Annotated in this window: 20 protein-coding genes; 8 read left to right on the forward strand and 12 right to left on the reverse strand. The window is 56.0% G+C overall.

The features are described from left to right. Positions 1–6: 6 nt before the first annotated feature. Positions 7–810, reverse strand: a complete 804-nt coding sequence (locus EQG79_RS19335; RefSeq protein WP_077919506.1) for a lysophospholipid acyltransferase family protein — start codon at positions 808–810, stop codon at positions 7–9. A 270-nt stretch (positions 811–1080) separates the two neighbouring features. Between EQG79_RS19335 and EQG79_RS19340 the strand changes: the two genes are divergently transcribed. Together EQG79_RS19340 and EQG79_RS19345 are read left to right on the forward strand one after the other, a co-directional pair. Beyond that, positions 1081–1770 (forward strand): porin family protein, encoded by a 690-nt coding sequence (locus EQG79_RS19340; protein ID WP_129603298.1) that lies wholly within the window; start codon positions 1081–1083, stop codon positions 1768–1770. A 325-nt stretch (positions 1771–2095) separates the two neighbouring features. After that, a complete protein-coding gene (locus EQG79_RS19345) occupies positions 2096–3127 on the forward strand; it encodes a fatty acid desaturase (RefSeq protein WP_077919504.1) in 1032 nt (343 codons plus the stop codon). Positions 3128–3197: 70 nt separating this feature from the next. On the opposite strand, the gene EQG79_RS19350 is transcribed toward EQG79_RS19345, so the two are convergent. Together EQG79_RS19350 and EQG79_RS19355 are read right to left on the reverse strand one after the other, a co-directional pair. After that, complete coding sequence (locus tag EQG79_RS19350; RefSeq protein WP_129603300.1) at positions 3198–5309, reverse strand: thioredoxin family protein; 2112 nt, start codon at positions 5307–5309, stop codon at positions 3198–3200. Positions 5310–5475: 166 nt separating this feature from the next. Then, complete coding sequence (locus EQG79_RS19355; RefSeq protein WP_077919502.1) at positions 5476–6309, reverse strand: phytanoyl-CoA dioxygenase family protein; 834 nt, start codon at positions 6307–6309, stop codon at positions 5476–5478. Positions 6310–6471: 162 nt separating this feature from the next. Between EQG79_RS19355 and EQG79_RS19360 the strand changes: the two genes are divergently transcribed. The 4 genes from EQG79_RS19360 to EQG79_RS19375 all read left to right on the forward strand — a co-directional run bounded on the left by EQG79_RS19360 (position 6472) and on the right by EQG79_RS19375 (position 10025). Then, positions 6472–7341 (forward strand): AraC family transcriptional regulator, encoded by an 870-nt coding sequence (locus EQG79_RS19360; protein WP_129603302.1) that lies wholly within the window; start codon positions 6472–6474, stop codon positions 7339–7341. Positions 7342–7454: 113 nt separating this feature from the next. Continuing rightward, positions 7455–8747 carry a serine hydroxymethyltransferase gene (locus tag EQG79_RS19365; protein ID WP_077919500.1) on the forward strand — a complete coding sequence of 431 codons (1293 nt, stop codon included), beginning with the start codon at positions 7455–7457 and terminating at the stop codon, positions 8745–8747. Positions 8748–8829: 82 nt separating this feature from the next. Then, positions 8830–9687, forward strand: a complete 858-nt coding sequence (gene tatC, locus EQG79_RS19370; protein WP_129603304.1) for a twin-arginine translocase subunit TatC — start codon at positions 8830–8832, stop codon at positions 9685–9687. Between the two features lie 110 nt (positions 9688–9797). Then, a complete protein-coding gene (locus EQG79_RS19375) occupies positions 9798–10025 on the forward strand; it encodes a hypothetical protein (protein WP_170315660.1) in 228 nt (75 codons plus the stop codon). Positions 10026–10193: 168 nt separating this feature from the next. On the opposite strand, the gene EQG79_RS19380 is transcribed toward EQG79_RS19375, so the two are convergent. The 9 genes from EQG79_RS19380 to EQG79_RS19420 are packed head-to-tail and all read right to left on the reverse strand — an operon-like array spanning position 10194 to position 19267. Continuing rightward, the gene (locus EQG79_RS19380; protein WP_129603306.1) at positions 10194–11540 is read right to left on the reverse strand and encodes a DUF58 domain-containing protein; all 1347 of its coding nucleotides are present in this window, start codon (positions 11538–11540) and stop codon (positions 10194–10196) included. Continuing rightward, the gene (locus EQG79_RS19385) at positions 11537–12553 is read right to left on the reverse strand and encodes a PDDEXK nuclease domain-containing protein (RefSeq protein ID WP_129603308.1); all 1017 of its coding nucleotides are present in this window, start codon (positions 12551–12553) and stop codon (positions 11537–11539) included. The genes EQG79_RS19380 and EQG79_RS19385 overlap by 4 nt, the downstream gene beginning before the upstream one ends. Positions 12554–12559: 6 nt before the next feature. Beyond that, on the reverse strand, positions 12560–13363 hold the full coding sequence (locus tag EQG79_RS19390; protein ID WP_077919496.1) for a tetratricopeptide repeat protein: 804 nt from the start codon (positions 13361–13363) through the stop codon (positions 12560–12562). Then, on the reverse strand, positions 13360–14472 hold the full coding sequence (locus EQG79_RS19395; RefSeq protein ID WP_077919495.1) for a hypothetical protein: 1113 nt from the start codon (positions 14470–14472) through the stop codon (positions 13360–13362). The genes EQG79_RS19390 and EQG79_RS19395 overlap by 4 nt, the downstream gene beginning before the upstream one ends. Next, complete coding sequence (locus EQG79_RS19400) at positions 14469–15443, reverse strand: AAA family ATPase (protein WP_077919494.1); 975 nt, start codon at positions 15441–15443, stop codon at positions 14469–14471. Before EQG79_RS19400 ends, EQG79_RS19395 begins: the two co-directional genes overlap by 4 nt. Then, positions 15444–16628, reverse strand: coding sequence for a DUF4350 domain-containing protein (locus EQG79_RS19405; RefSeq protein WP_077919493.1), 1185 nt, complete (start codon positions 16626–16628; stop codon positions 15444–15446). Between the two features lie 17 nt (positions 16629–16645). Then, entirely contained in the window at positions 16646–17422 is a 777-nt protein-coding gene (locus EQG79_RS19410) for a DUF4129 domain-containing protein (protein ID WP_129603310.1), read from the reverse strand. 7 nt (positions 17423–17429) lie between these two features. Next, positions 17430–18326, reverse strand: a complete 897-nt coding sequence (locus tag EQG79_RS19415; RefSeq protein ID WP_129603312.1) for a hypothetical protein — start codon at positions 18324–18326, stop codon at positions 17430–17432. Continuing rightward, positions 18323–19267 (reverse strand): stage II sporulation protein M, encoded by a 945-nt coding sequence (locus EQG79_RS19420; protein WP_129603554.1) that lies wholly within the window; start codon positions 19265–19267, stop codon positions 18323–18325. The genes EQG79_RS19415 and EQG79_RS19420 overlap by 4 nt, the downstream gene beginning before the upstream one ends. 119 nt (positions 19268–19386) lie before the next feature. On the opposite strand from EQG79_RS19420, the gene EQG79_RS19425 reads away from it, so the two are divergent. Then, complete coding sequence (locus tag EQG79_RS19425) at positions 19387–20082, forward strand: RDD family protein (protein ID WP_077919489.1); 696 nt, start codon at positions 19387–19389, stop codon at positions 20080–20082. A 56-nt stretch (positions 20083–20138) separates the two neighbouring features. Beyond that, a complete protein-coding gene (locus tag EQG79_RS19430; protein ID WP_129603314.1) occupies positions 20139–21338 on the forward strand; it encodes a M20 metallopeptidase family protein in 1200 nt (399 codons plus the stop codon). The last annotated feature ends 8 nt before the right edge of the window (positions 21339–21346 follow it).

Genomic DNA, 21346 nt, shown 5'->3' on the forward strand with positions numbered 1-21346 from the left:
ACGGTCTTATTTCACCCAGGCCGGTGTTTCCTGCTCGATAGCCTGACGAACTTTGGCAACGATGTCGTCAACGCTATCGTCGGGGCTGATCTGCATGGGTGCTTTGAAGCGAACTGTCAGCAGGGTATTCCGTTTTTTGAAGCGCAGCCCTTTCTTGTCGAAGGCCCGCCGAAAGCCATTGATGACAACCGGCACCACAATCGGTTCATTATTTTTGATGAGGTGGCCCGTTCCCTTACGGATCGGCGCAAACGGGCTGGTTGTGCCCTGCGGGAAGCTTACGACCCAGCCGTGCGCCAGCGCTTTGGCAATTTTATCATTGGCGGAAGTATCGACCGACCGCTGTACTTCACGCCCCTCGGCCCGCCATGACCGCTCAATGGTCAGCGCCCCCCCAGCCGCAAAAATGCGCGGTATAATTCCCTTCTGCATCGTTTCTGAGGCAGCTACGTAGTACTGACGCGCCCGGGGCCCCAGCAGGTAAACCGGCGGCAGCAGGGTATTCTGAAAGCCCCACTTCACCGCGCAGAAGACGTGGAAAAACGCAATCACATCGGCAAAATACGTCTGGTGATTAGACAGAAACAGAACGTTGTTGATGGGCAGATTCTCGAGATGTTCGGTGCCTTCGATCTGAATCCGGTTCACCACCGTGTAGCGTGCGTACGTTAGCCAGCCTACTATACCGATCAGTATTCGTCTGATTAACAGTGAACTACCAAACGGGTCGCATTCAAAAAGCCCCAACACATCCAGCGGCATCAGGAACTTAGGCAGGTAACTGTATTTAGTCGGTTTAACGTACTTCATCACAGGTAAAGGTGTCGGTAATCAGTAAAGATAAAAGATCACTACAATGTTTTCAAGAAAAAATACAACGGTTCGCGGTCCGAAAAGAACGGGTCGGCAAGCCTGAAGCGAGTGGCCGCACAAAAATATTCGGACTGGATTAATCCTTTTTCCTCGACCTCTATCCAACCCACGAACAACGCAACAAACCCCGCTACTCCCAACGCCTATTGCCGACACTCTACGCAAACTCGTTCAGCTTTACCATTAACCATTTTTTCGCTTACAGTCATGAAACGAATTGTGCTTGCCGGTCTCATTGCGTTGGGCTTACTAGGGGCTCAAGATACTATAGCTCAGGTTCAGGTTGGCATCCGGGGCGGTGCGAACTGGGCTTTTGCCTCGAAACCTGAGTTTCTGGGCAGCTTTACCCCGGATTTTCACCCATCGCCGGGCCCAACGGGAGCTATCTTCCTCGATTTTCCCATCAGCGAGCGCGTCTCGATCCGGCCCGAAATTGCCTACGTACAGAAAGGGTTCATGGTCAAGGAAGGCTTTGAGCTGAACCTGGGCGGCTTTCCGCTGACGGTCGGAGCCCGCATTGCCTACCAGACCCAAACGATGGAAATGCCGCTGCTGGCCAAGGTAAACCTGACCGACGGCCCCGTTCAGCCGTACTTCATTGCCGGTCCCGCCATTAGCTACACCCTCGACGGACGGGTACGGACCCGGGGTACGGCCCTCATCACGACCCAGCCGATCGATGTCGATGTCAACTACGGGTCCATGCTGAACCGCTGGGACGTAGGCGCAGTAGGTGGTCTGGGCCTGGCCATGGATGCCGGTGCCGGTAAGTTCTTCATTGAAGGTCGCTATACACACGGTTTTACGCGGCAGGTACAGGTGCCGGTCGTTAACGTAAACGTACGCAACCGGGGCGTTGCGGTGTCGGTAGGCTACTCTATTCCAATCGGTTATTAAGGTGGAGTCGGTGCAGGTGTCGAGTCAGTGGGGTTGGTCTAGCCCGTTCCCACCACATAGCCTCTTCACGACATCGCACTGCACCGACGCCACCGACAGTCGTCATAGACATTTTGTTGAATCAACCTGAATAAGTAAAGGCGGAGCTACTGGCTCCGCTTTTCTTGTGTAGGCCGGGCTGTAAACCCACCGCGACCCGCTCAAACCAGCTCAGTAGCATCTGGTTAAAAATGCGGTGGGTTTTTAGACAACCCGTCGAATAACGGGGACAAAATGCTATTTTTACCATCCGTTACTTACCGAACGCGTACCGGCGACATCAACTATGGCAAGAGTAAATGATTTTGTTCGCTCCACGACTACGGAGCCACACCGCATTCGTACCCGGCAAATTCTGAAAGCACATCCCGAGATCAAGAAACTGATCGGTCAGAAAAACCCGGCCACGTTCTGGGTCATCGTGGGCTGCGTAACCCTGATGACGGCTATGGCCTGGCTCGTTCGTGACCAGTCGTGGTGGGTCGTTATTGCAGCGGCCTGGTTCATTGGGGCTTTTCCGGCGCATACGCTGTTTGTGTGCATCCACGAAGCGGCCCATAACCTGATTTTCCGTAAGCCGGCTGCCAATGCCTGGGCCGCTATTTTGGCCAACCTGCCTACGGCTTTCCCCACGGCGCTCTCGTTCAAAAATTTTCATATCAAACACCATGCGTTTCAGGGTGTACATGAACTGGACGCCGACCTGCCCGACTGGTACGAAGCCAAGCTGATTAACAACTACGCCATTGGTAAAGCGTTCTGGCTGCTGATGTTCCCGATTTTTCAGGGTATCCGCACCATTCGGATGCGCGAACTGGCTGTCATCGACAAATGGGTCGCTGCCAACATCATTGTTCAGCTGGCCTTCGACGTACTGATCGTAACCCTGTTCGGCTGGAAAGCGCTGGCTTTTCTGGTGCTATGCCTGTTTTTCTCGGTAGGGCTCCACCCGCTGGGCGCCCGCTGGATTCAGGAGCACTACCTGACCCTCGACCCAGAACAGGAAACCTACAGCTACTACGGCCAGCTGAATACGGTCAACCTGAACGTTGGTTTTCACAACGAACACCACGATTTTCCGTCCATTCCCTGGAACCGACTGCCCGACATCAAGAAAAACGCGCCGGAGTATTACGAGACGCTGAAATACCACACCTCGTATGTGCGGTTGTTTTTCCGGTTCCTGTTCGACCAGGAGATTTCGTTGTTTTCGCGCATTGTGCGTAAAGAGCGCGGTCGGGTAGCCATTGCCGACGAGTCTAAACCGGATCTGGAACTGGTGCAGGCGCAGGCCATTCCGGCCAAAGCCGCTGTGTAGCCAATTCGAAATACGGCAACAGAAAGCCCCGCCAGATGATCTGGCGGGGCTTTCTGTTTATGAAGCAGGCTTACTGAACCTGGGCGTTAAACTTCGCTTTTCCCGAGTCCAGGAAGGCAACGAAGGTGTCGATACTGCGGTCGTAGTTCTTCGGTGCTACCAGCAGTTTCCCGTCGGCATCGACCAGGCAGTAATGGGGCTGGGCGTTGTTGTTATACCGGGTAATCTGCAGATCGGCATTCTGGGCGCCAATGGTTTTCTTTACTTTCTGATCATACGCAGAGGTGTACCACTCCGACTCGGGCAACTCGGTTTTATCATCTACGTACAGCGCCAGCACCACAAAGTCGTTCTGCAGCCGCGACAGTACCGCCGGGTCTGACCAGACGCGGGCTTCCATTTCGCGGCAGTTGACGCAGCCATGACCGGTAAAGTCGATGAACAGCGGTTTATTTACCTTTTTGGCATACGCCAGCGCCTGCCTGTACTCGAAAAAGCCCTGCAACTGATGCGGCAGCTCGAAGAGATTGCTGTATTTAGGCACCTCGCCCAGCGTGCTGACCGGCGCAGCGGCCCCCGTCGACCGGGCATTCAGGTCGAAATCCTGGCTGGTTTTGGGTGGCAGGTAGCCCGACAGCGCCCGCAGCGGAGCACCCCACAGGCCCGGAATCATGTAAACGACAAAGGCGAAAATCAGAATGGCCAGCAGCAGCCGGGGAATACTGACGTTCTTAACTTCGCTATCGTGTGGCAAACGAATCTTGCCCAGCAGGTAAAACCCGATCAGCGCGAAAATGACGATCCAGAACGCCAGGAAAATCTCCCGGTCGAGCAGGCCCCAGTGGTAGACCTGATCGGCAATGCTCAGAAACTTGAGCGCCAGCGCCAGCTCCAGAAAGCCCAGCACCACTTTAACCGCGTTGAGCCAGCCACCCGATTTGGGCATACTTTTGAGCCACTGCGGAAAAGCTGCAAACAGCGTAAACGGAATGGCAAAGGCCGACGAGAAGGCGGTCATACCGATGATTGGCTTCACCACTTCGCCCCCCGCCGACGCGACCAGCAGGCTACCCACAATGGGGCCGGTGCAGGAGAACGAAACCAGCACGAGGGTAAAGGCCATGAAAAATACGCCCGCCAGACCACCGCGCTCGGCCCGGGCATCGGCGCTGTTGACCAGCGAACTGGGCAGAACGATCTCGAACAAACCCAGAAACGAAAGCCCGAACACAAAGAAAATAGCAAAGAACAGGACGTTAGGCAGCCAGTGGGTACTTACAAAATTGGCAAAGGCCGGTCCGTTTATGCGCGACACAACCGTACCGATCAGCACGTAGATACCAATGATCGAGGCTCCGAACAGCAGCGCTTTCCAGCGACCGCCCGATTGGTTGGTGAAAAAACTAACCGTCATCGGAATGATCGGGAATACGCAGGGCGTCAGCAGCGCCACCAGGCCCGACAGAAAAGCCGCCACAATGAACCCCATCATAGACGTGTCGGTGGTTTCGCCAGCCTGGGCAGCCGCGTCGAGCGCATCGACGGGTTTGTCAGCAGCCTGTTCTACGGTGGGGGCGCTGGTGCCGGTAGTCGCGGTCAGGGCCGGATCCGGGGTCGTGGCGGCCACGGTGGTTTCAGAAACGGGGGGCGTAACGGCCGATGAGGCTGTAGGCGTTGCAGCTGCTACCGTAGCTGAAGTTGTAGCCGGACTCGTCACGGTCAGTTGGGCGCTCAGCTGAGCTTCGGCGGGGGGCAGGCAGGTGCCGTCTTTCGAGGAGCAGGCCATATACTCGGTGGTAGCGCTGAACTCAACCGCCGGTTTCAGCACCTTGATTTTCTGAACGAAGGTCGCCGTACCCGAAAACTGGCGGATTTTAGCGCCCCATACTTCTTCGAACACTTCTTCGACCCCAACCGGCACGACATTGCCGACGCGCTGCCAGCTATCGGAAGGGGTAAACTTGAAACTCGTTGGCAACGGACCGATGTTCGGGTCGAGGTCGTTCGAGTAGATATGCCAGCTATCGGCAATAGTGGCCCGGATGCGAACTTCCACGACGTCGCCCACCTTCGCGGGTTGCTTCGGTACCGAAACCGACCATTTCGTGGGATCTTTGGTAAGCTGGGCGAACGTGACTACGGACAGCAGCAGTCCGGCAACGAGCGCAACAAATGATTTCATACCGCTTTGGGTAAGTGTTGGTTTGATGGGGTAACAGCAATCCCGCAAAAATACTTCCATTTGTGCGGCTCCAAAAAAAATGCGCCCCAACACAGGCCGGGGCGCACCAACGAAACGAAAAGTTAGGTGTGTTTATGTATACGAACTGATCAGCTATGAATCCATATCAATAGCTGAACAGAACGGGGTTGATATCATCCTGCGGCTGGCTGCCAACGGGTACATTCGCCAGCCACCGCGCGTGGTCGGCTACCTGATACCGGTTGCGGGGCGGCATAATGACCTGGTTTTTGTCCATGTAAATCATGGTCATCACCTTCCGGGGCGAGTCCGATACGTTTGGCCCGGCCCGGTGAAAGGTCCAGCCGGCATGGTAGCTGACCTCGCCCAGCTCGAAGGGCGTGTCGTTGAGCGGAAAGTTCTGCTGCTGAAGCAAGCCAGACAGCACCGTTTCGCTCTCGTCGCTGATTTCGAGGTCGCGGCCAATCTCGACATGCTGCGATCCTTCGGCAAACGCCAGCGGACCCATCTCCATCGGGGTTGCCTGCAACGGAATCCAGACCGTAACGGTATGCGGTGACGCCAGCGGCCAGTAGAACTGATCGGCATGCCAGGGGGTGATGCCGCCCGAGGGTTCTTTATACAGCGCCTGGTCGTGGTACAGCCGGACGCCCTCGACGCCCATCAGGTCAGCCGCCAGCTGGGCCAGTCGCTTCGAGAAAACAAACTCACGGGCCTCCTCATCTTCCTGCCAGAGATTCATGATCTGCAAAAAAGCCCGCTCGTAGGTCGTCCGTTCGTGCATCGGCTTATCGAGCGTATTGAGTCGAAAAACCAGCTCGGTAATGATGTCGCCATAATAAGCCAGCACGGCCGGACTGAGCACCTGCTTAAGTTTTACGTAGCCGTTCTGACGATAGAAAGCAATGGCTTCGGGGCTGACTGCATACGGACTCGCCAGCTCCTGCAGCAGGGATGTTTTGTCGATAGTCGCTTCCATAAGGGTTTTGATAGGCTATCAGCGAACCGGTTCGCTGAGCAGAACAGCTACAAAAGTAGAGGGAGAGCTGATGAGTAGATGAAGCATGTTTTACCTATTTATGTAGCATTTTGATCATCGTTTGCTCACTATGGCGTACCTGTAGTCAGTATACTGTTCAACATGAAAGCGTTATTCGAAAAAGTAACTATTGGTGATCAGCGCTCGCTGCTGGTTCGGCAGTTCCGGCTTCCGTACTTCGATGCGCCCTGGCATTACCACCCGGAGTACGAGCTGACCTACATTATCAGTGGCTACGGACACCGGTTCGTTGGCGACCATGTGGCGTTGTTCAGGCCGGGCGATCTGGTGCTGCTCGGCCCGGATTTGCCGCACTACTGGCGGTGCGATGCCGATTTTTACGAATCCGGCTCCGACCGGCTGGCCGAGTCGATTGTGGTGCAGTTTCGGGCTGCGCTGGTCGATACGGTGCTGGCTCATTTGCCCGAGGCCGGCCCGCTCTGCGCGATGCTCCGGCGCGGTCAGCACGGCCTGCGGTTCAGCGAGACCTGTGCCGCCCGGCTGGCCCCGCTGCTGACGGAGCTGATCGCGCAGACCCGGATGGAGCAACTTATGGGCCTGTTGCGGGTGCTGACCCGGCTCACGACCGATCCGGACGCGCAGCCCCTGGCCAGCGACGGCTATCGGCTGGCGCCCAGCGCGGGCGAGACCGAGCGGATGAAGCGGGTGCTGGAGTTTACCCTGGCCAATTTTCGGGACGAGATCCGGATCGAGCAGATTGCGTCGGTTGCCGGCATGGCACCGGCGGCTTTTTGCCGATACTTCAAACGCCGAACGCGTAAGCCCTTTGTCGAGTACCTGAACGAACTCCGGATCAGCCACGCCCGCAAACTGCTCAGCGAAACCGACATACCCGTCGGACAGGCCGGTCTGGAGAGCGGTTTCAACAATATATCCCACTTTCACCGGCAGTTCCGGCAGCATACGGGGATGACGCCCCTGACCTACCAGCTCGTCTCGCGCGGGAAGTGAAAATCTTCGGCAGACTACCGTTTTCCGCCGTACCTTTGTCCCGTAAAAGGAGTTGTTTGTCGGTTTAGCGTGACGAACAACCGGACCGATAACTCATTGAACTACTTACGCGCATGACGACCGCAACCACCGCTGCCCGCGACACGCAGATTTTTGACCTGATTGCTAAAGAACAACACCGGCAGGAGTCCGGTATCGAACTGATTGCTTCCGAAAATTTCGTATCGCCTGCCGTTATGGAAGCGGCCGGGAGCGTGCTCACCAACAAGTATGCCGAAGGCCTGCCCGGCAAACGGTATTACGGGGGCTGTGAGGTAGTGGACCAGGTCGAGCAAATTGCCATCGACCGCGCTAAAGAGCTGTTCGGCGCTACCTGGGCCAACGTACAGCCACACTCGGGCGCCAACGCCAACATGGCCGTATTCCTGGCCTGTCTGCAGCCCGGCGATACCATCCTGGGTTTCGACCTCAGCCACGGCGGTCACCTGACCCACGGTTCGCCAGTCAACATCTCGGGCAAATACTTCCGGCCTACGTTCTACGGCGTAGAGCGCGAAACGGGCGTTATCAACTACGATGTGGTCGAAGAAACGGCCAAACGGGAGCGGCCTAAACTGCTCATCTGTGGCGCATCGGCCTACAGCCGCGACTGGGATTACGCCCGGCTCCGCGCCATTGCCGACGAAGTGGGCGCGCTGCTCCTCGCCGACGTGTCGCACCCGGCTGGTCTGATTGCCAAAGGGCTGCTGAACGACCCGCTGGCGCATGCCCATATCGTTACGACGACCACCCATAAAACCCTGCGCGGCACCCGGGGCGGACTGATTCTGATGCGGAACGATTTCGAGAATCCGTTCGGTATCAAAACCCCCAAGGGCGAAACCCGCCTGATGTCGTCGCTGCTCGATTCGGGCGTTTTCCCCGGTACGCAGGGCGGCCCGCTCGAGCACATCATTGCTGCCAAAGCCGTAGCCTTCGGCGAAGCCCTCACCGACGATTTCTACGACTATGCCGTTCAGGTGAAAGCCAACGCGCAGGCCATGGCCAAAGCATTTACCGATCGTGGCTACTCGATCATCTCGGGCGGTACGGATAACCACCTGATGCTGATCGACCTGCGGAGCAAAGGCCTCACGGGTAAGCTGGCCGAAAACACGCTGATCAAAGCCGATATTACCATCAACAAGAACATGGTTCCGTTCGATGATAAGTCGCCGATGGTTACCTCGGGCATGCGCGTCGGTACGGCGGCCATGACAACCCGCGGTCTGAAAGAATCGGACATGGAGCAGATTGTCGTATATATTGACCGGGTGCTGATGAACCATGACGACAGCGCAACGCTGCTGACCGTTAAAGAAGAAATCAACGAGTGGATGAAAGCATTTCCGCTCTACAAAAGTTAATTGTGATTGAGTGATTGAGCGATGACTAACTTGCCGTTATAATCACTCAATTGCTCAATCAGTCAATCGCTCAACCAAGCATATGCCACTCGATCAACTGACCGACGAAGACATCGACACCGAAGGCAAGGAGATGTCTTTTCTGGACCATCTGGAAGAACTCCGCTGGCACATTATCCGGGCCGCTGCGGCTATTCTGGTGTTTACCGTCACGGCGTTCATTTTTATTGACGATATCTTCGAGTACGTATTGCTCGGACCGGCCAAGACCGATTTCTGGACGTACCGGCAGATGTGTAAGCTGGCCGATTATACGGGGTATGCCGATCTGTGTGTGAAGAAACTGACGTTCAAACTCCAGGCGCTGGGCTTATCGGATCAGTTTACCATGTCGCTGACGTCGTCGTTCTTCGTGGGCCTGAGTTTTGCCTTTCCGTATGCCTTCTGGGAGGTGTGGCGGTTTATCAAGCCGGGCCTTCGCCCGTCCGAGAAGCGGGCGGCTCGCGGAGCGGTATTTTTCGTGTCGCTGCTGTTTTCGATGGGCCTGCTGTTCGGCTATTTCATTGTATCGCCCCTGGCTATCAACTTCCTGGTCAACTACACCCTGTCGAGCCGGATCGAGAACAATATTGATATTACCTCCTATATCGGCGTAATCGTGACGCTGGCGCTGGGTTGCGGCCTTATTTTCCAGATGCCGATTGTAGCCTTCGTCCTGTCTAAAGTTGGGGTGTTAACGCCTGCTTTCATGCGTGAGTATCGTCGCCACTCCTGGATCGTGATTCTGGTCGTCGCCGGTATCATTACCCCATCGCCCGATCTGTACAGCCAGATTCTGGTGGCCCTGCCGCTGGCGCTGCTGTATGAAATCAGTATCGTGGTGTCGGGTCGGGTACAGAGAGCACGGCTTAAAGACAACGAAGCGCTGATGCAGTCATAGAGAGATATGTTCTTTTGAAAAAGGCCGGTCGTTCGATCGGCCTTTTTCGCTTTATACCGGCTGTCGTACCTTTGTGCCGGGAGATTTTACCCTAACGAACAGAATCAGACATGCCCCAGTACGATTTTCGCCGATACCATATCCGGTCCATCAACGCGGCTGATGATGCCGAGCGAGCCGCCATCAATCAGGAGCTTAAAGAGGTATACGCTAGCCTAAGCGATGCCGAAAAAGCCGAATTCAACGCCCAGCTTCAGGCGTTTCTGGCCAAAGAAATGGGCCGTATCAAGTCAGATTACGAATCGGTCAAAGGCGGATTGGGCGACGCCGGTCAATAACAGGAATCCGGGTCGATGGGGCCATTGTGACGGTGAATATCCGTTCCGTTGTTTTTTTGTGCGGTCGGGTTTGTTGACATGCCGCCCCGACCGGGAATTTTTAGTAATATGGCCGATGGTAATCTATTAACATATCGCCCTGTTGGGGCTTTTTTGGGGCGGTACGGGTTAAATCATGTTCCGGGCTTTTAGCTCGAGGTACTTATTTACGGTGTTGGCGGTCAGGTTCTCTGGAGCGGTCAGAATAGTCTGGATGCCATACTGGCCCAATTCTTTGACAATCTGCTTTTTCTCATAGGCAAACTTCTCCCCAATGGTTTTCAGGTAGATGGCTTCGGTGTCGGGGGTGGGCTGATCAAGCAGGGCGCGGAGTTCGGTGTTTTCGAAGAAGATGACCAGTAATAAATGATCCTTAGCCAGTCGGCGGAGGTAGGGAAGCTGGCGCTGCATACCGCTTACCGTTTCGAAATTGGTGAACAACAGCAACAGGCTTCGCTGGCGAATGTTCGTGCGGACGGTAGCGTATACACTCTCGTAATCGGTCTCCTGGAAGCGGGTTTTCTGGCGGTATAATACTTCCATGATCTTGAGCAGCTGGCCCGCCCGCCGGTCGGCGGGCAAGAGCTGGCCTATGTGGTCAGAGAAGGTCAGGAGGCCCGCTCTGTCCTGTTTGAGTAAGGCGATGTTGCTGAGCACCAGACTGGCGTTGATCGCGTAATCGAGCAGCGTCAACCCTTCGAAAGGCGACCGCATGACCCGGCCTTTATCGATCAGGCAGTAGACCGGCTGCGACCGTTCATCCTGGTAGGCGTTGATCTGCAGCGAGGCCCCCCGCGGATCGCTGCGCCGGGCGGTAGCTTTCCAGTTCACCGTCCGAACATCGTCGCCGGTAGTGTAGGGCCGAACCTGCTCAAACTCGGTGCTATGTCCCAGCCGGCGTATTCGCTTCACGCCTACTTCGTTCAGGCGGTTCGTAGCCGCCAGCAGCTCATACTGCCGCATTTGTAGAAACGACGGGTATACGGCCACCAGCTTACCCTGCTCAAACTGATACCGGCGTTTCAGCAACCCCAGTGGCGATAGCACAAAGACGTTGACGGCGCCAAAGCTGTACTCACCCCGGCGCGTAGGGCGCAGTTCGTAACGGATAGCGCGGGTTTCGCGGGCCTGTAACTGCGCCCGGAATAGCACGTCGCGTCGCTGAAACTGAAAGGGAATTTCATCGATCACTTCGGTATCGACCCGAAACGCGTACCGGTTTTCGAGGTAGACGGTGAGCGGGTTCTGATCGCCGTTGCTGAGCCGGTCGGGCACTTCACGCCGGGCAAACAGGCCGGCTTCGGTTCGGAACAGCAGCCAGCCATCCAGGCCAATCAGGAACAGAAAGACGACAAACGCTACCTGAACCAGCGGAAACAACAGGGGAACGGCATAGGCCAGTACAAACGCCAGCACAAAGCCAGTCAGCGTGAACCAAAGGCGGAGCGAGATAAACAGGGGGCGAAAGAAGTTCATGGGTTACGCCGGTTTTGCTCTATAAGTACTTTCTCGCGCTCAATCTCATGGCGCAACTCCTCCTCGCTGGGTAAAAACAGTTTATACTTTGACGCAAACAGCTGCTGACTTCCGTTCAGAACCGAGTACTTCACAACGGTCTCGTTCTTCTCCGTACATAAAATCAGTCCAATGGTCGGGTTGTCGCCGGGTTGTTTGTGCTGGTCTTCGTACATCCGTACATACATATCCATCTGACCAACATCCTGATGCGTTAGTTTGCCGACTTTTAGGTCTACCAGCACAAAACAGCGCAGTATATAATTATAAAACACCAAATCAACCCGAAAACTGTCGTCGTCTTCTACCATACGTTGTTGCCGCGCCACAAACGCAAACCCCTTACCTAGTTCAAGCATGAACGTTTGCAGGTTGTCTAAGAGAGCCTGTTCAAGGTCTTTTTCGTAAATTTTCCAGTTCGGTTGCAGGTTCAGGAATTCAAGTATATATGGGTCTTTCAGTACATCTTCGGGTTTAATCTGCAACGGCTTCGTTTTTTCGTCGGCCTCCTGCCGGATGTCTGGCCGATCCGTTTCGCGGGTAGCCAGCAGCCGCTCGTAGTATAGCGAGTTGATTTGTCGTTCCAGCGCCCGGCTGCTCCACTGCTGTTCGGCGGCTTCGTTCATATACCAGGTGCGGGCGTTGGCGTTGTCAACTTTCGACAGCAGGCGGTAGTGCGTCCAGGTCAATTCGGGACGCACTGCGTCCCGAATTGGAAACTGCAGATAGAACTGGCGTATTCGACGCATCTCGCGTTCATCAAACCCCTTCCCAAAATCGGTAGTTAATCGTTGGGCGAGGTATTTGAGCAGACTGGTGCCGTATTCGGCGCGGCTTTTTCCCTGCTGTTCTTCATCAACGATGAGTCGGCCAATGTTCCAATAGGCGTCGACCATAGCGAAGTTTACGGCCCGGAACGCGGTGGCGCGGGCGTTCTGCAATACGCCTTTAATGCTTTCGTAGAATGGATTCATGTTGTGTTACGGTTTAAGTTTAAGCTGGTCGATGGCAGCTTCGATTTCAGACTCGTACAGGGGGAAGAGCTGATCCTCGGGTATAACGGCTTGCCCGGCCTGCAAGGCTTCGACCCGCTTGGCGCCGAAAAAAAACTGAGCGTCCTGAAAAGCCGATTTAGCTTCGGCTGTTCGGCCAAGCTGTACCAAAGCCAGACCCCGGTGGTAATACGCCAGTGCGCTTTTTTTGTAGTTGGCAACCGCCTTATCAAGGTCATCCAGAGCTTTTTGAGGTTGACTGGTTGCCAAGAACGCTCTGGCCCGGCTCACGTAATAACGGTAGTTGACCCATTCTGAACCATGTTTGCGTTCGATATCGCCAATCGACTTGTTTAATTGCTCGATAGCCAGCGCAAACTCGTTTGTTTTCAAATAGATAACGCCCCGGTAATAACTAACGGGGTTGTTGCCTTCTATATCGTCGAACGTGGGTGTCAGCGCGTCGTAGGCGTTCAGGTATTGCATAGCCCGGCTGTAATCGTGCAGAAAAGCCAGATGAACGTAGCCAATATAACCCTGGCGTTTTGGATTCAGCTGAGCAGCTTGCTGGTACAACGGAACGGCTTTATCAAAATCACCCTGATAGCGGTACCGTTCGGCTTTGCGGAGTACTGTTTCTGAATGTTCGGCGAGACCGTCCGGCTGCTTATTACCCGACAGTACCTGATGGTTTTTAATCAGCAACAACTGCGTCATCTCGATCTGACGCGCATTATCCTGCGCTAGCAGATACCCCGGCCAAATTAAACTAATCAGCAGAAAACGCTTCATAAGAAAACATCGGTTATGGTGCCGTTGCTGAGCCGAACGTTTAGCAATACGTCTATGTCTGACTGCTGCTGGTCGGTCAATGGATCGCGTCGCCAGCCGGCCGGTAGCTTTTGGCGGCAAATGGTCAAAAGCTGCGCTACAAGTTGCGGATCGAACGACTTGGCCTGATAGTCGTTGTCGAACCCTTTCACCAGAAACCGCCCCATACGCCCGTCGCAGTCAACGGCAAACTGAATCTGAACCAGGCCCGACTGCCCACTGGCCACAACCGGTTTGTAGTATTGCTCAAACGCTTTCCTGATGTCGTACAGCATGGGTTGATACCTTCGTAGAAACGGTTCGGCAACCGAATACCGACTCCCATCAAAACAGTTGGCGCAACGCTGAAACTCGTTTGCTGGGGGCATTTCGGAGAGTTTGAGCGGACGAACCAGCCGAAAGGTTTCGGTAGCTACTGCCTGGCCGTTCCAGCCGATGGCCCTGAACTGTTGTTTTCCTGACTGGGTAAGCTGCCAAAGCGGTTTGTAGTCGCCTTCGCAGGTATGGGCGTTGCCGCGCGTTACCAGAAACACAGCGGTTCCGTACCGGGCTAACTGCCAGCAATGCACCGTTTGCTCGTAGGTTTGGCAGTTTTCCCAGAGCAGTTTCCCGTTGGCAAACAAGGACAGGCGTAGGCTATCCGTCTCCCAAACCCGACCGTTCAACGTCTGAAAGGCTGCGGTCGAATCAACGGCTATCTCCTGAAAGCGTCGAAAGAGCATCGGCGAGTCCTGCCCAATTCGTAATACATCGTTTGTCAGCGAAATCAGGTCGAGGGCATAAGTCAGCACATCGAGCCGCAGCTGGCCCGCCTTCATCGCCCAGGTCATAACTTTGGGAGGGGCCTTACCGTCGACCATACCCAGGTAAAACGAACCATCGCTTCGCAGGTCCAGGTAGGTTGATAGCGGACAAAGAGACGCGTTGTTTAACTCCGCGTGTACGCCGATCCACTGGCCTGTTAACTGGTCGCGGGTAAGTGGCTGAGCCGTAGTCGTAAGCCAGAAACCAAATAAGAACAGACCAGGCAGCGCGTATTTTTTTCCATTGCGCCAGCCCTGCTTTTTCATCGGGGTACCTCGATTTTCTGAACCAGCTGGGCAATTACGTCATCGGCCGTGCCGCCTTCCATCTCGCGTTCGGGCGTGAGCAGAATCCGGTGACGCAGTACGGGAGCCGCCAGTTCCTGCACATCTTCGGGCGTTATGAAGTCGCGACCCCGCAGCGTAGCCAGCGCCTTCGCGCTGTTCAGCAAGGCGACCGATGCGCGTGGCGAAGCCCCCAGATACAGCGATTTGTTGGCGCGGGTGGCCTGTACAATCTGGGCGATGTACTCGAAAAGCTTATCTTCTACGTGTACCTGATGAACCTGAGCGCGCAGCGAAGCCAGCTGGCCGGCGCTGAGTACCGCCGAAACGGCCTGTACCGCATCGGTCAGGTTTCGGCGCTGGTGATGGCCTTTCAGAATGTCTACTTCAGCGGCTGCGTCGGGATAGCCAACCACAATTTTGAACAGAAACCGGTCGAGCTGGGCTTCGGGAAGTCGGTAGGTACCTTCCTGTTCGATAGGGTTCTGGGTAGCCAGCACCATAAACGGTTCGTCGAGCGGGTAGGTGGTGCCGTCGTTGGTGATCTGGCGCTCTTCCATCACTTCGAACAGGGCAGCCTGGGTTTTGGCCGGAGCCCGGTTAATTTCATCGATCAGCACCAGGTTAGAGAAGACAGGCCCCTGCCGAAACGAAAAATCGCCGGTTTTGGGCATGAAAATCGACGTTCCCAGCACATCGGACGGCATTAGGTCGGGCGTGAACTGAATCCGGCTGAAGCCGACCGATAATGTTTTGGCCAGCAGCTTGGCGGTCAGGGTTTTAGCCACACCGGGAACGCCCTCGATCAGCACGTGTCCGTCGGCGAGCAGGGCGGTCAGCAGCAGGTCTATGGTCTGGTGCTGGCCCACAATAACGGTGCCCACTTCGGCCCGGATGGCGTCAACGGCGGTGGTAAGCGGGGTCAGGTCGATACGCGAATTAAAAGACTCCATTCAGACAGTTTGATTGAATTTTTCGATGGCACCGTTCAGTGTCAGTAAGTCGTATTCAGATAACGTAACGCTTTTCTGGGCGTTGCGCAGGAGCCGTACCAGCTCGGCGGTCTGATCGGTGGGTAAACCGCTTTTACGGGCCAGGGTCTCGGTAAACTCGTGGTCGAGCTGATTGGTGTTCAGCCCGTAGCGTTCGCGCAGGTCGGCCAGAAAGTACTGGACTTTTTTGCGGGCCATGTTGTCGTGATCGCGTTGCTGAAAATACAGCCGCCCTACATCTTTCACAAAATCGAGGGAGGTATTGCGGGGTGGCTCCATGACCGGAATGATGCGCTGCGTTCGTTTGCCGGCAAAGATGACGTAGAGCAGTAACCCGATCACGACCAGATAATAGGCCCAGGTCAGCGCCGGCTGCGACCAGATGTACCGCAGAATGGATTGCTGATCTTCGTCGAAGCGGCCTTGTTTCTGGTACTCATCCCAATAGGTTGGCCAGGCCGGCAGGTACGACAGGGCTTTGATGGCATAGTCGGACGAGGGGTGGTTGAGCAGGTAGTAGTTGGTGAAGGCCAGGGGCAGGTTGTGAATAAAAAAGTGCCCTTTCCCGTACTGTACCCGGATAAAGACCGGCTCCTGGCGGGCGTTGCGCCCCAGCACGGTAATGCCCCCGGTTTTGTTGATACGCAGGTAATTCCGGCCATCGTCGCGCGAGAACCGATACCCGGCCGGTTTTTTGAGAGCCGGGTTGACGAAGTTCTGGCGCAGGCTGGAGTCGGCCCGGTCGGGGGTGCGCAGATCGGCTTTGAAGCCCAGCGCTTTACCCAGCGAATCGGGCATGTCGTAGGCCGAAATCAGGCAGTTGTTACCCTGCTTCACGTAGCGGAACAGCTGGCGGAGGTCGTTGGCATCGGCTTCGAAACTGCGGCAGATAAACACGTAGTTGCTGCGGCCCGCCGGTCTGGTCTCGGTCAGGAAGTTATAGACCGGTAGCCGAACCGTTTTGACGGCCGGTTGCTGCATGAGCGAAGGCAAGAGCTCGAAGAGGGCCTGCGTGCCGAACGGAATCCGGTCGTCGTTTTCGTACGTTGGTGTCCAGTCGATGGGGCGGGGGCGGTAGTACTCAACGAGCGCATACGCCATCACCGTGACGAGCAGGAACAGCAGGTATTTATTGGGTTTACGCAAAACAGATCAGCAGTTTTTCAGTGAGTAGTCTTCCCGGCAATCGAGTTCATGAACTGGCGGAACCGGGCCTGAACAGCGGTAAATCGCGACTCATCGATGGGAAAGCTGCCGTACCAGACAAACTCGAACTGGCGGGTCAGTTCGTCAAAGTCGGCCTGCCGGGGCGACCCGGCCAGTTCATGAACGTACTGTCGGTTGGTCTTATCGGCTTTGTAGCTGATCTGGCCCATATCGGTCAGGCGTTTCAGGCTCTGCAAATACAGCAGCCGGGTCGCCAGCCGGTAGTTACGCAGCCGGGCGGCTTCGTCGATGGCTTCGTCGAAGTTAATCTCGTGAATGTTCTCGCTCAGGTTCTCATAGTCAAGCCCGGCCGACTGAGCCCGCTGCGCAAACAGAAACCCCAGCACCTCGGCCTTCATGAGCCAGTAAATGACCAGACCGGCAATGACCGCCAGCAGGACGTACTGACCTACGTTCTGATAGGCTTCGCTGGCCATCAAATCCCGCAGTTTACCGAAAATATAGGCGATAAACCGACCCACCGGATTGTCGGGGGGCGGAGCGTCGGTACCATACTGGTAGTCGCGGCTGGTTTCCAGGTCGCGCAGGCGCTCCGCGTCGGGTTGCCGAAGCCGGACCGGGCTTCGATCGTCGGGCGCGCTGACAACGGCGGTAGTAGACGCGGGCTTTTGCTGGGCATAGAGCAGGCTGATAGTCAGTAGCTGACATCCCAGCAGGATATACAGACAGACCGGCCGATACGCGCGAAACAGCTTTCGTAAGTAGTAATGCATGCGTTGATTAGTACTCCCCCTCGTCCTGCGCGCGGGGTTGGGTGGGGGCGGTCCCGATCGAGTCGATGGCCGACAGCAGCCCCCGCCCTTCCTGCCGCTCAACCAGGTTGGTATACTGGAAACCGATGGCGATGTAGATCAGCGCCCGCAGCAGCGTACCGCCAACTGTTCCGATTACGTTACCCAGCACGAGCCAGATACCCGATGCGTCGGGCAGGAGTTTAGCCGCTACCAGAAAGTTGATCACCCCGGCCGGTATGGAAAAGAGCAGCCCGATAATGCCGGAAATGATTCCCATAACAACGACCAGGCCAAAGGTAGACCACCACTTGTCGCGGATGAGCTTGAAGCAGCGCTCCCAGGTCTGGCCGAAGTCGGTCCCTTCAAAGGTGGTTATAGCCAGCGCCAGCACCAGTACCACCGCGATGTATATGCCGGGGATGATGAAAAACATAAAGCCGATGGCCGTAACGATACTGCCCAGAATCGTGATGATGAGCGCCCGGCCCATGATAGGCTGGATTTCTTCCCATACCTCGGCTACCGTGACGAAACCGCCACTTTTGCGATTGTAGAGTTTCATGTGGGCGTAGCTCACCAGGCTGACGGCCAGCGCAGCCAGGATACCAAACAGGATCATTAGCCAGAAGGCGGGGGAAAAAATGCGTTGAAATACATCGAAAAAAGCCGACGGGTCTGCCGGGTCGCTATCTCCATCGCGGGCTATGTTGGTCAACTCCAGAATGTTCGATTGCAGAATGCCCGACGCGATACCGGCTATCAGCGCAACCGGTCCTACGATATAAAGGAGCGACAGACCCAGACTCCGGAAGTTGTCGGTCACGTATTTGAAGGTGATATTGAGCTTATCGCCAAAGTCGCGTTGCTGAAACAGGTTGATCATGGGTTTAGACGGCGGTTAAGTTGAATAGGATAGAGAATAAAATACCAGATAATGAAGGCAGCCGACAGCAGAATGATGCTCCCGCTGACTACCGGCGGGAGGGTGAGCCGGGTAATGAAGCTCTCCAGAAAGCCAGCCATAATAAAGATTGGAACCAGCCCCACCGCAATAGTCAGCCCTTGTTTGATGCCCCGCCGGAACGACACGATCCGGGAGAAGGTGCCCGGGAAAAGCAGGCTGTTTCCCACCGTCAGCCCTGCACAACCAGCAATGACGATCGCCGATATTTCGAGCGTGCCGTGAATCCAGATTTTCAGGATCGAGTCGAGCAGCAGACCGCGTTCGTAAAAAAAGTATTGAAACGACCCCAGCATCACGCCGTTGTAGAACAGCATGGCTATCGTCCCGAACGACGCGAACAGGCCGAAAATAAACGTCCGAAACGCCACATAAATGTTGTTCAGGGTGATCTGTATGAACATGGTGCCCTGGTCCATGCTGTTATAAACGCCCAGCGGGTCGCCTTTTTTGATGTTCTCGAGGGTCATGTTCACGTACTGATCGCCCAGAATCAGTCGCACAAAGGTGTTGTCATGGGCCGCCGATACCCAGCCCAGCAGGCCCGCTATCAGAAACACCCCCGCCGATACGGCCAGCAACCGGTGCGACTGCCGGAACAGCATCGGTAATTCGTACTGCCAGAACGTGAGGAAGCGGTTGCGGTCGTCGCGCCGGTTCTGCATCAGCCCCCGGTGCATCTGCGCGGCCAGCCCGTTGAGGTAGCGCGTCACGTTGGCGTCGGGGTAGAACGTCCGGGCGTAGGAGAGGTCGTCGGTCAGCTCTACGAAGCGCGCCGTCAGTTCATCGGGGTCGCGGGTCGGGTTCTCCTCGATGGCCTTCCATTTGTCGGCGTTGCGTTTCACGAACAGGGCTTCGCGCATGGGGTGCGGGTTTGGCGTCAGGTTCTGAAAATTGGCTATTTGTTCATCAAGAACCAAAGAAAGGATGCTATTTTTGACGATCGGCCCGTGATCGCTCCCTGCCAACAAAAGTCCTGTCAATGTCCGTTACTATTCGCACCTCTCAAAACGTAGTTGTTGAGTACGAACCTGCCAGCGTTGGCGAACGAATTATAGCTACGCTGATCGATTACCTGGTCTTTTTCGGGTGGTGGCTGCTGGTGCTGGCGCTGCCGGCTGGTATAGGTATCAATACCAGCCGATTTTACGTGGTGGCGGTGCTGCTGCCGGTTGTGTTCTACGACCTGCTCTGCGAATATTTTCTGAACGGCCGCAGCGTCGGTAAGCTGGCCATCGGTATTCGGGTGGTGATGCTCGACGGAACGCAGCCGGGCCTGGGGGCCTACCTGCTGCGGTGGCTGCTGCGGATTATCGAGTCGGGCAGTTTTATGCTGGGTATCGTTCCTATCATCACCGTCGGCGTTAACGGAAAAGGCCAGCGGCTGGGCGACATTGCTGCGGGCACCTCGGTGGTCCGGCTCAAACCCGCCGTATCGCTGACCGATGTTCTCGCCCGCCCCGTACCTGATAATTACAGCCTGCAGTTCCCGGACGTACGACTCCTGACCGATCGCGACGTTAGCATTGTACGGGAGGTGCTGCTGCGGGGTGATGAATCTGTTCTGGCCCGCACCGCCGACAAGATCAAGGCCGTAACCGGTATCGACAGTACGCTGTCGAACCGGGCGTTTCTGGAAACGGTCCTGACCGATTATCAGTTTATAACCACACAATAGGGCGGGAGCTACCCGTCCGTCACCTGTAGTCAAGCGGCTTCCGGGCCGCCTTTCGTATGCTCGACTCCATCAAAACGCTTGCCCGGCAATACGCTGCCGATATCGTTCAGACCCGCCGGCATCTGCATGCGCACCCTGAACTGTCGTTTCATGAACACAACACCGCCCGGTACGTAGCCGATCAGCTCAAAGCCATCGGCATAACCCCCCAGGAGGGCGTAGCGGATACGGGCCTGGTAGCCATTATCGAAGGCACCCGCAACGATACCTCATCGCCCCGGCGCGTGGTCGGGCTGCGGGCCGATATGGACGCCCTGCCCATCCACGAAGCCAACGAGGTTTCTTATAAATCGACTGTAGAGGGTGTTATGCATGCCTGCGGACACGATGCGCATACGGCCAGTCTGCTCGGCGTGGCGCGTATTCTGCACGTCTTGCGCGATCAGTTCGACGGAACGGTAAAGCTGGTTTTTCAGCCCGGCGAAGAGAAAGCGCCGGGTGGTGCCTCGCTCATGATCCGGGAAGGCGTACTGGAGAATCCGGCCCCGATTAGCATGATTGGTCAGCACGTAGCCCCCAATATTCCGGTGGGTAAAATCGGGTTCCGCGAAGGCATGTACATGGCCAGCACCGACGAACTCTACCTGACCGTACGCGGCAAAGGCGGCCACGCAGCCATGCCCGACAACCTCGTCGATCCGGTGCTGATTGCTTCTCACATCATCGTGGCGCTCCAGCAGGTGATCAGCCGCAATCGCCCCCCGGCCAGCCCCAGCGTCCTGTCGTTCGGGCGGTTCATTGCCGACGGGGTCACCAACGTGATTCCGAACGAGGTAACGATTCAGGGTACGTTTCGCTGCATGAACGAAGAGTGGCGGGCCGAGGGCAAACGGCGCATGGTCAAACTGGCCGAAGGCATTGCCGACGCCATGGGTGGCTCGTGCGAATTTACCATTGTGCATGGCTATCCGTTTTTGCAGAATCAGCCCGAGCTGACCCGGCGGCTGCGGGCGCAGGCCGTCGAGTACATGGGGGCCGATAACGTAGTCGACCTCGATCTGTGGATGGCCGGCGAAGACTTCGCGTTCTACTCGCAGGTGGTCGATTCGTGTTTCTACCGGCTGGGCACCCGCAACGAAGCCCGGGGCATCATATCGGGCGTTCATACCCCTACCTTTGATATTGACGAGTCGGCTCTCGAAACCGGCGCCGGGCTGATGAGCTGGCTGGCCGTACAGGAGTTAGCCACCCTATAACCGACCAT

The organism is Spirosoma sordidisoli, assembly GCF_004138325.1.
GTDB lineage: Bacteria > Bacteroidota > Bacteroidia > Cytophagales > Spirosomataceae > Spirosoma > Spirosoma sordidisoli.

Bases quoted from the DNA above. Each gene is read 5' to 3' on its own strand.
- tatC (WP_129603304.1), top strand. From the start codon at position 8,830: ATGCCACTCGATCAACTGACCGACGAAGACATCGACACCGAAGGCAAG.
- EQG79_RS19415 (WP_129603312.1), bottom strand. From the start codon at position 18,326: ATGATCAACCTGTTTCAGCAACGCGACTTTGGCGATAAGCTCAATATC.
- EQG79_RS19400 (WP_077919494.1), bottom strand. From the start codon at position 15,443: ATGGAGTCTTTTAATTCGCGTATCGACCTGACCCCGCTTACCACCGCC.
- EQG79_RS19360 (WP_129603302.1), top strand. From the start codon at position 6,472: ATGAAAGCGTTATTCGAAAAAGTAACTATTGGTGATCAGCGCTCGCTG.
- EQG79_RS19410 (WP_129603310.1), bottom strand. From the start codon at position 17,422: ATGCATTACTACTTACGAAAGCTGTTTCGCGCGTATCGGCCGGTCTGT.
- EQG79_RS19430 (WP_129603314.1), top strand. From the start codon at position 20,139: ATGCTCGACTCCATCAAAACGCTTGCCCGGCAATACGCTGCCGATATC.
- EQG79_RS19390 (WP_077919496.1), bottom strand. From the start codon at position 13,363: ATGAAGCGTTTTCTGCTGATTAGTTTAATTTGGCCGGGGTATCTGCTA.
- EQG79_RS19380 (WP_129603306.1), bottom strand. From the start codon at position 11,540: ATGAACTTCTTTCGCCCCCTGTTTATCTCGCTCCGCCTTTGGTTCACG.
- EQG79_RS19355 (WP_077919502.1), bottom strand. From the start codon at position 6,309: ATGGAAGCGACTATCGACAAAACATCCCTGCTGCAGGAGCTGGCGAGT.
- EQG79_RS19345 (WP_077919504.1), top strand. From the start codon at position 2,096: ATGGCAAGAGTAAATGATTTTGTTCGCTCCACGACTACGGAGCCACAC.
- EQG79_RS19395 (WP_077919495.1), bottom strand. From the start codon at position 14,472: ATGAAAAAGCAGGGCTGGCGCAATGGAAAAAAATACGCGCTGCCTGGT.
- EQG79_RS19340 (WP_129603298.1), top strand. From the start codon at position 1,081: ATGAAACGAATTGTGCTTGCCGGTCTCATTGCGTTGGGCTTACTAGGG.
- EQG79_RS19365 (WP_077919500.1), top strand. From the start codon at position 7,455: ATGACGACCGCAACCACCGCTGCCCGCGACACGCAGATTTTTGACCTG.
- EQG79_RS19420 (WP_129603554.1), bottom strand. From the start codon at position 19,267: ATGCGCGAAGCCCTGTTCGTGAAACGCAACGCCGACAAATGGAAGGCC.
- EQG79_RS19385 (WP_129603308.1), bottom strand. From the start codon at position 12,553: ATGAATCCATTCTACGAAAGCATTAAAGGCGTATTGCAGAACGCCCGC.
- EQG79_RS19375 (WP_170315660.1), top strand. From the start codon at position 9,798: ATGCCCCAGTACGATTTTCGCCGATACCATATCCGGTCCATCAACGCG.
- EQG79_RS19335 (WP_077919506.1), bottom strand. From the start codon at position 810: ATGAAGTACGTTAAACCGACTAAATACAGTTACCTGCCTAAGTTCCTG.
- EQG79_RS19425 (WP_077919489.1), top strand. From the start codon at position 19,387: ATGTCCGTTACTATTCGCACCTCTCAAAACGTAGTTGTTGAGTACGAA.
- EQG79_RS19350 (WP_129603300.1), bottom strand. From the start codon at position 5,309: ATGAAATCATTTGTTGCGCTCGTTGCCGGACTGCTGCTGTCCGTAGTC.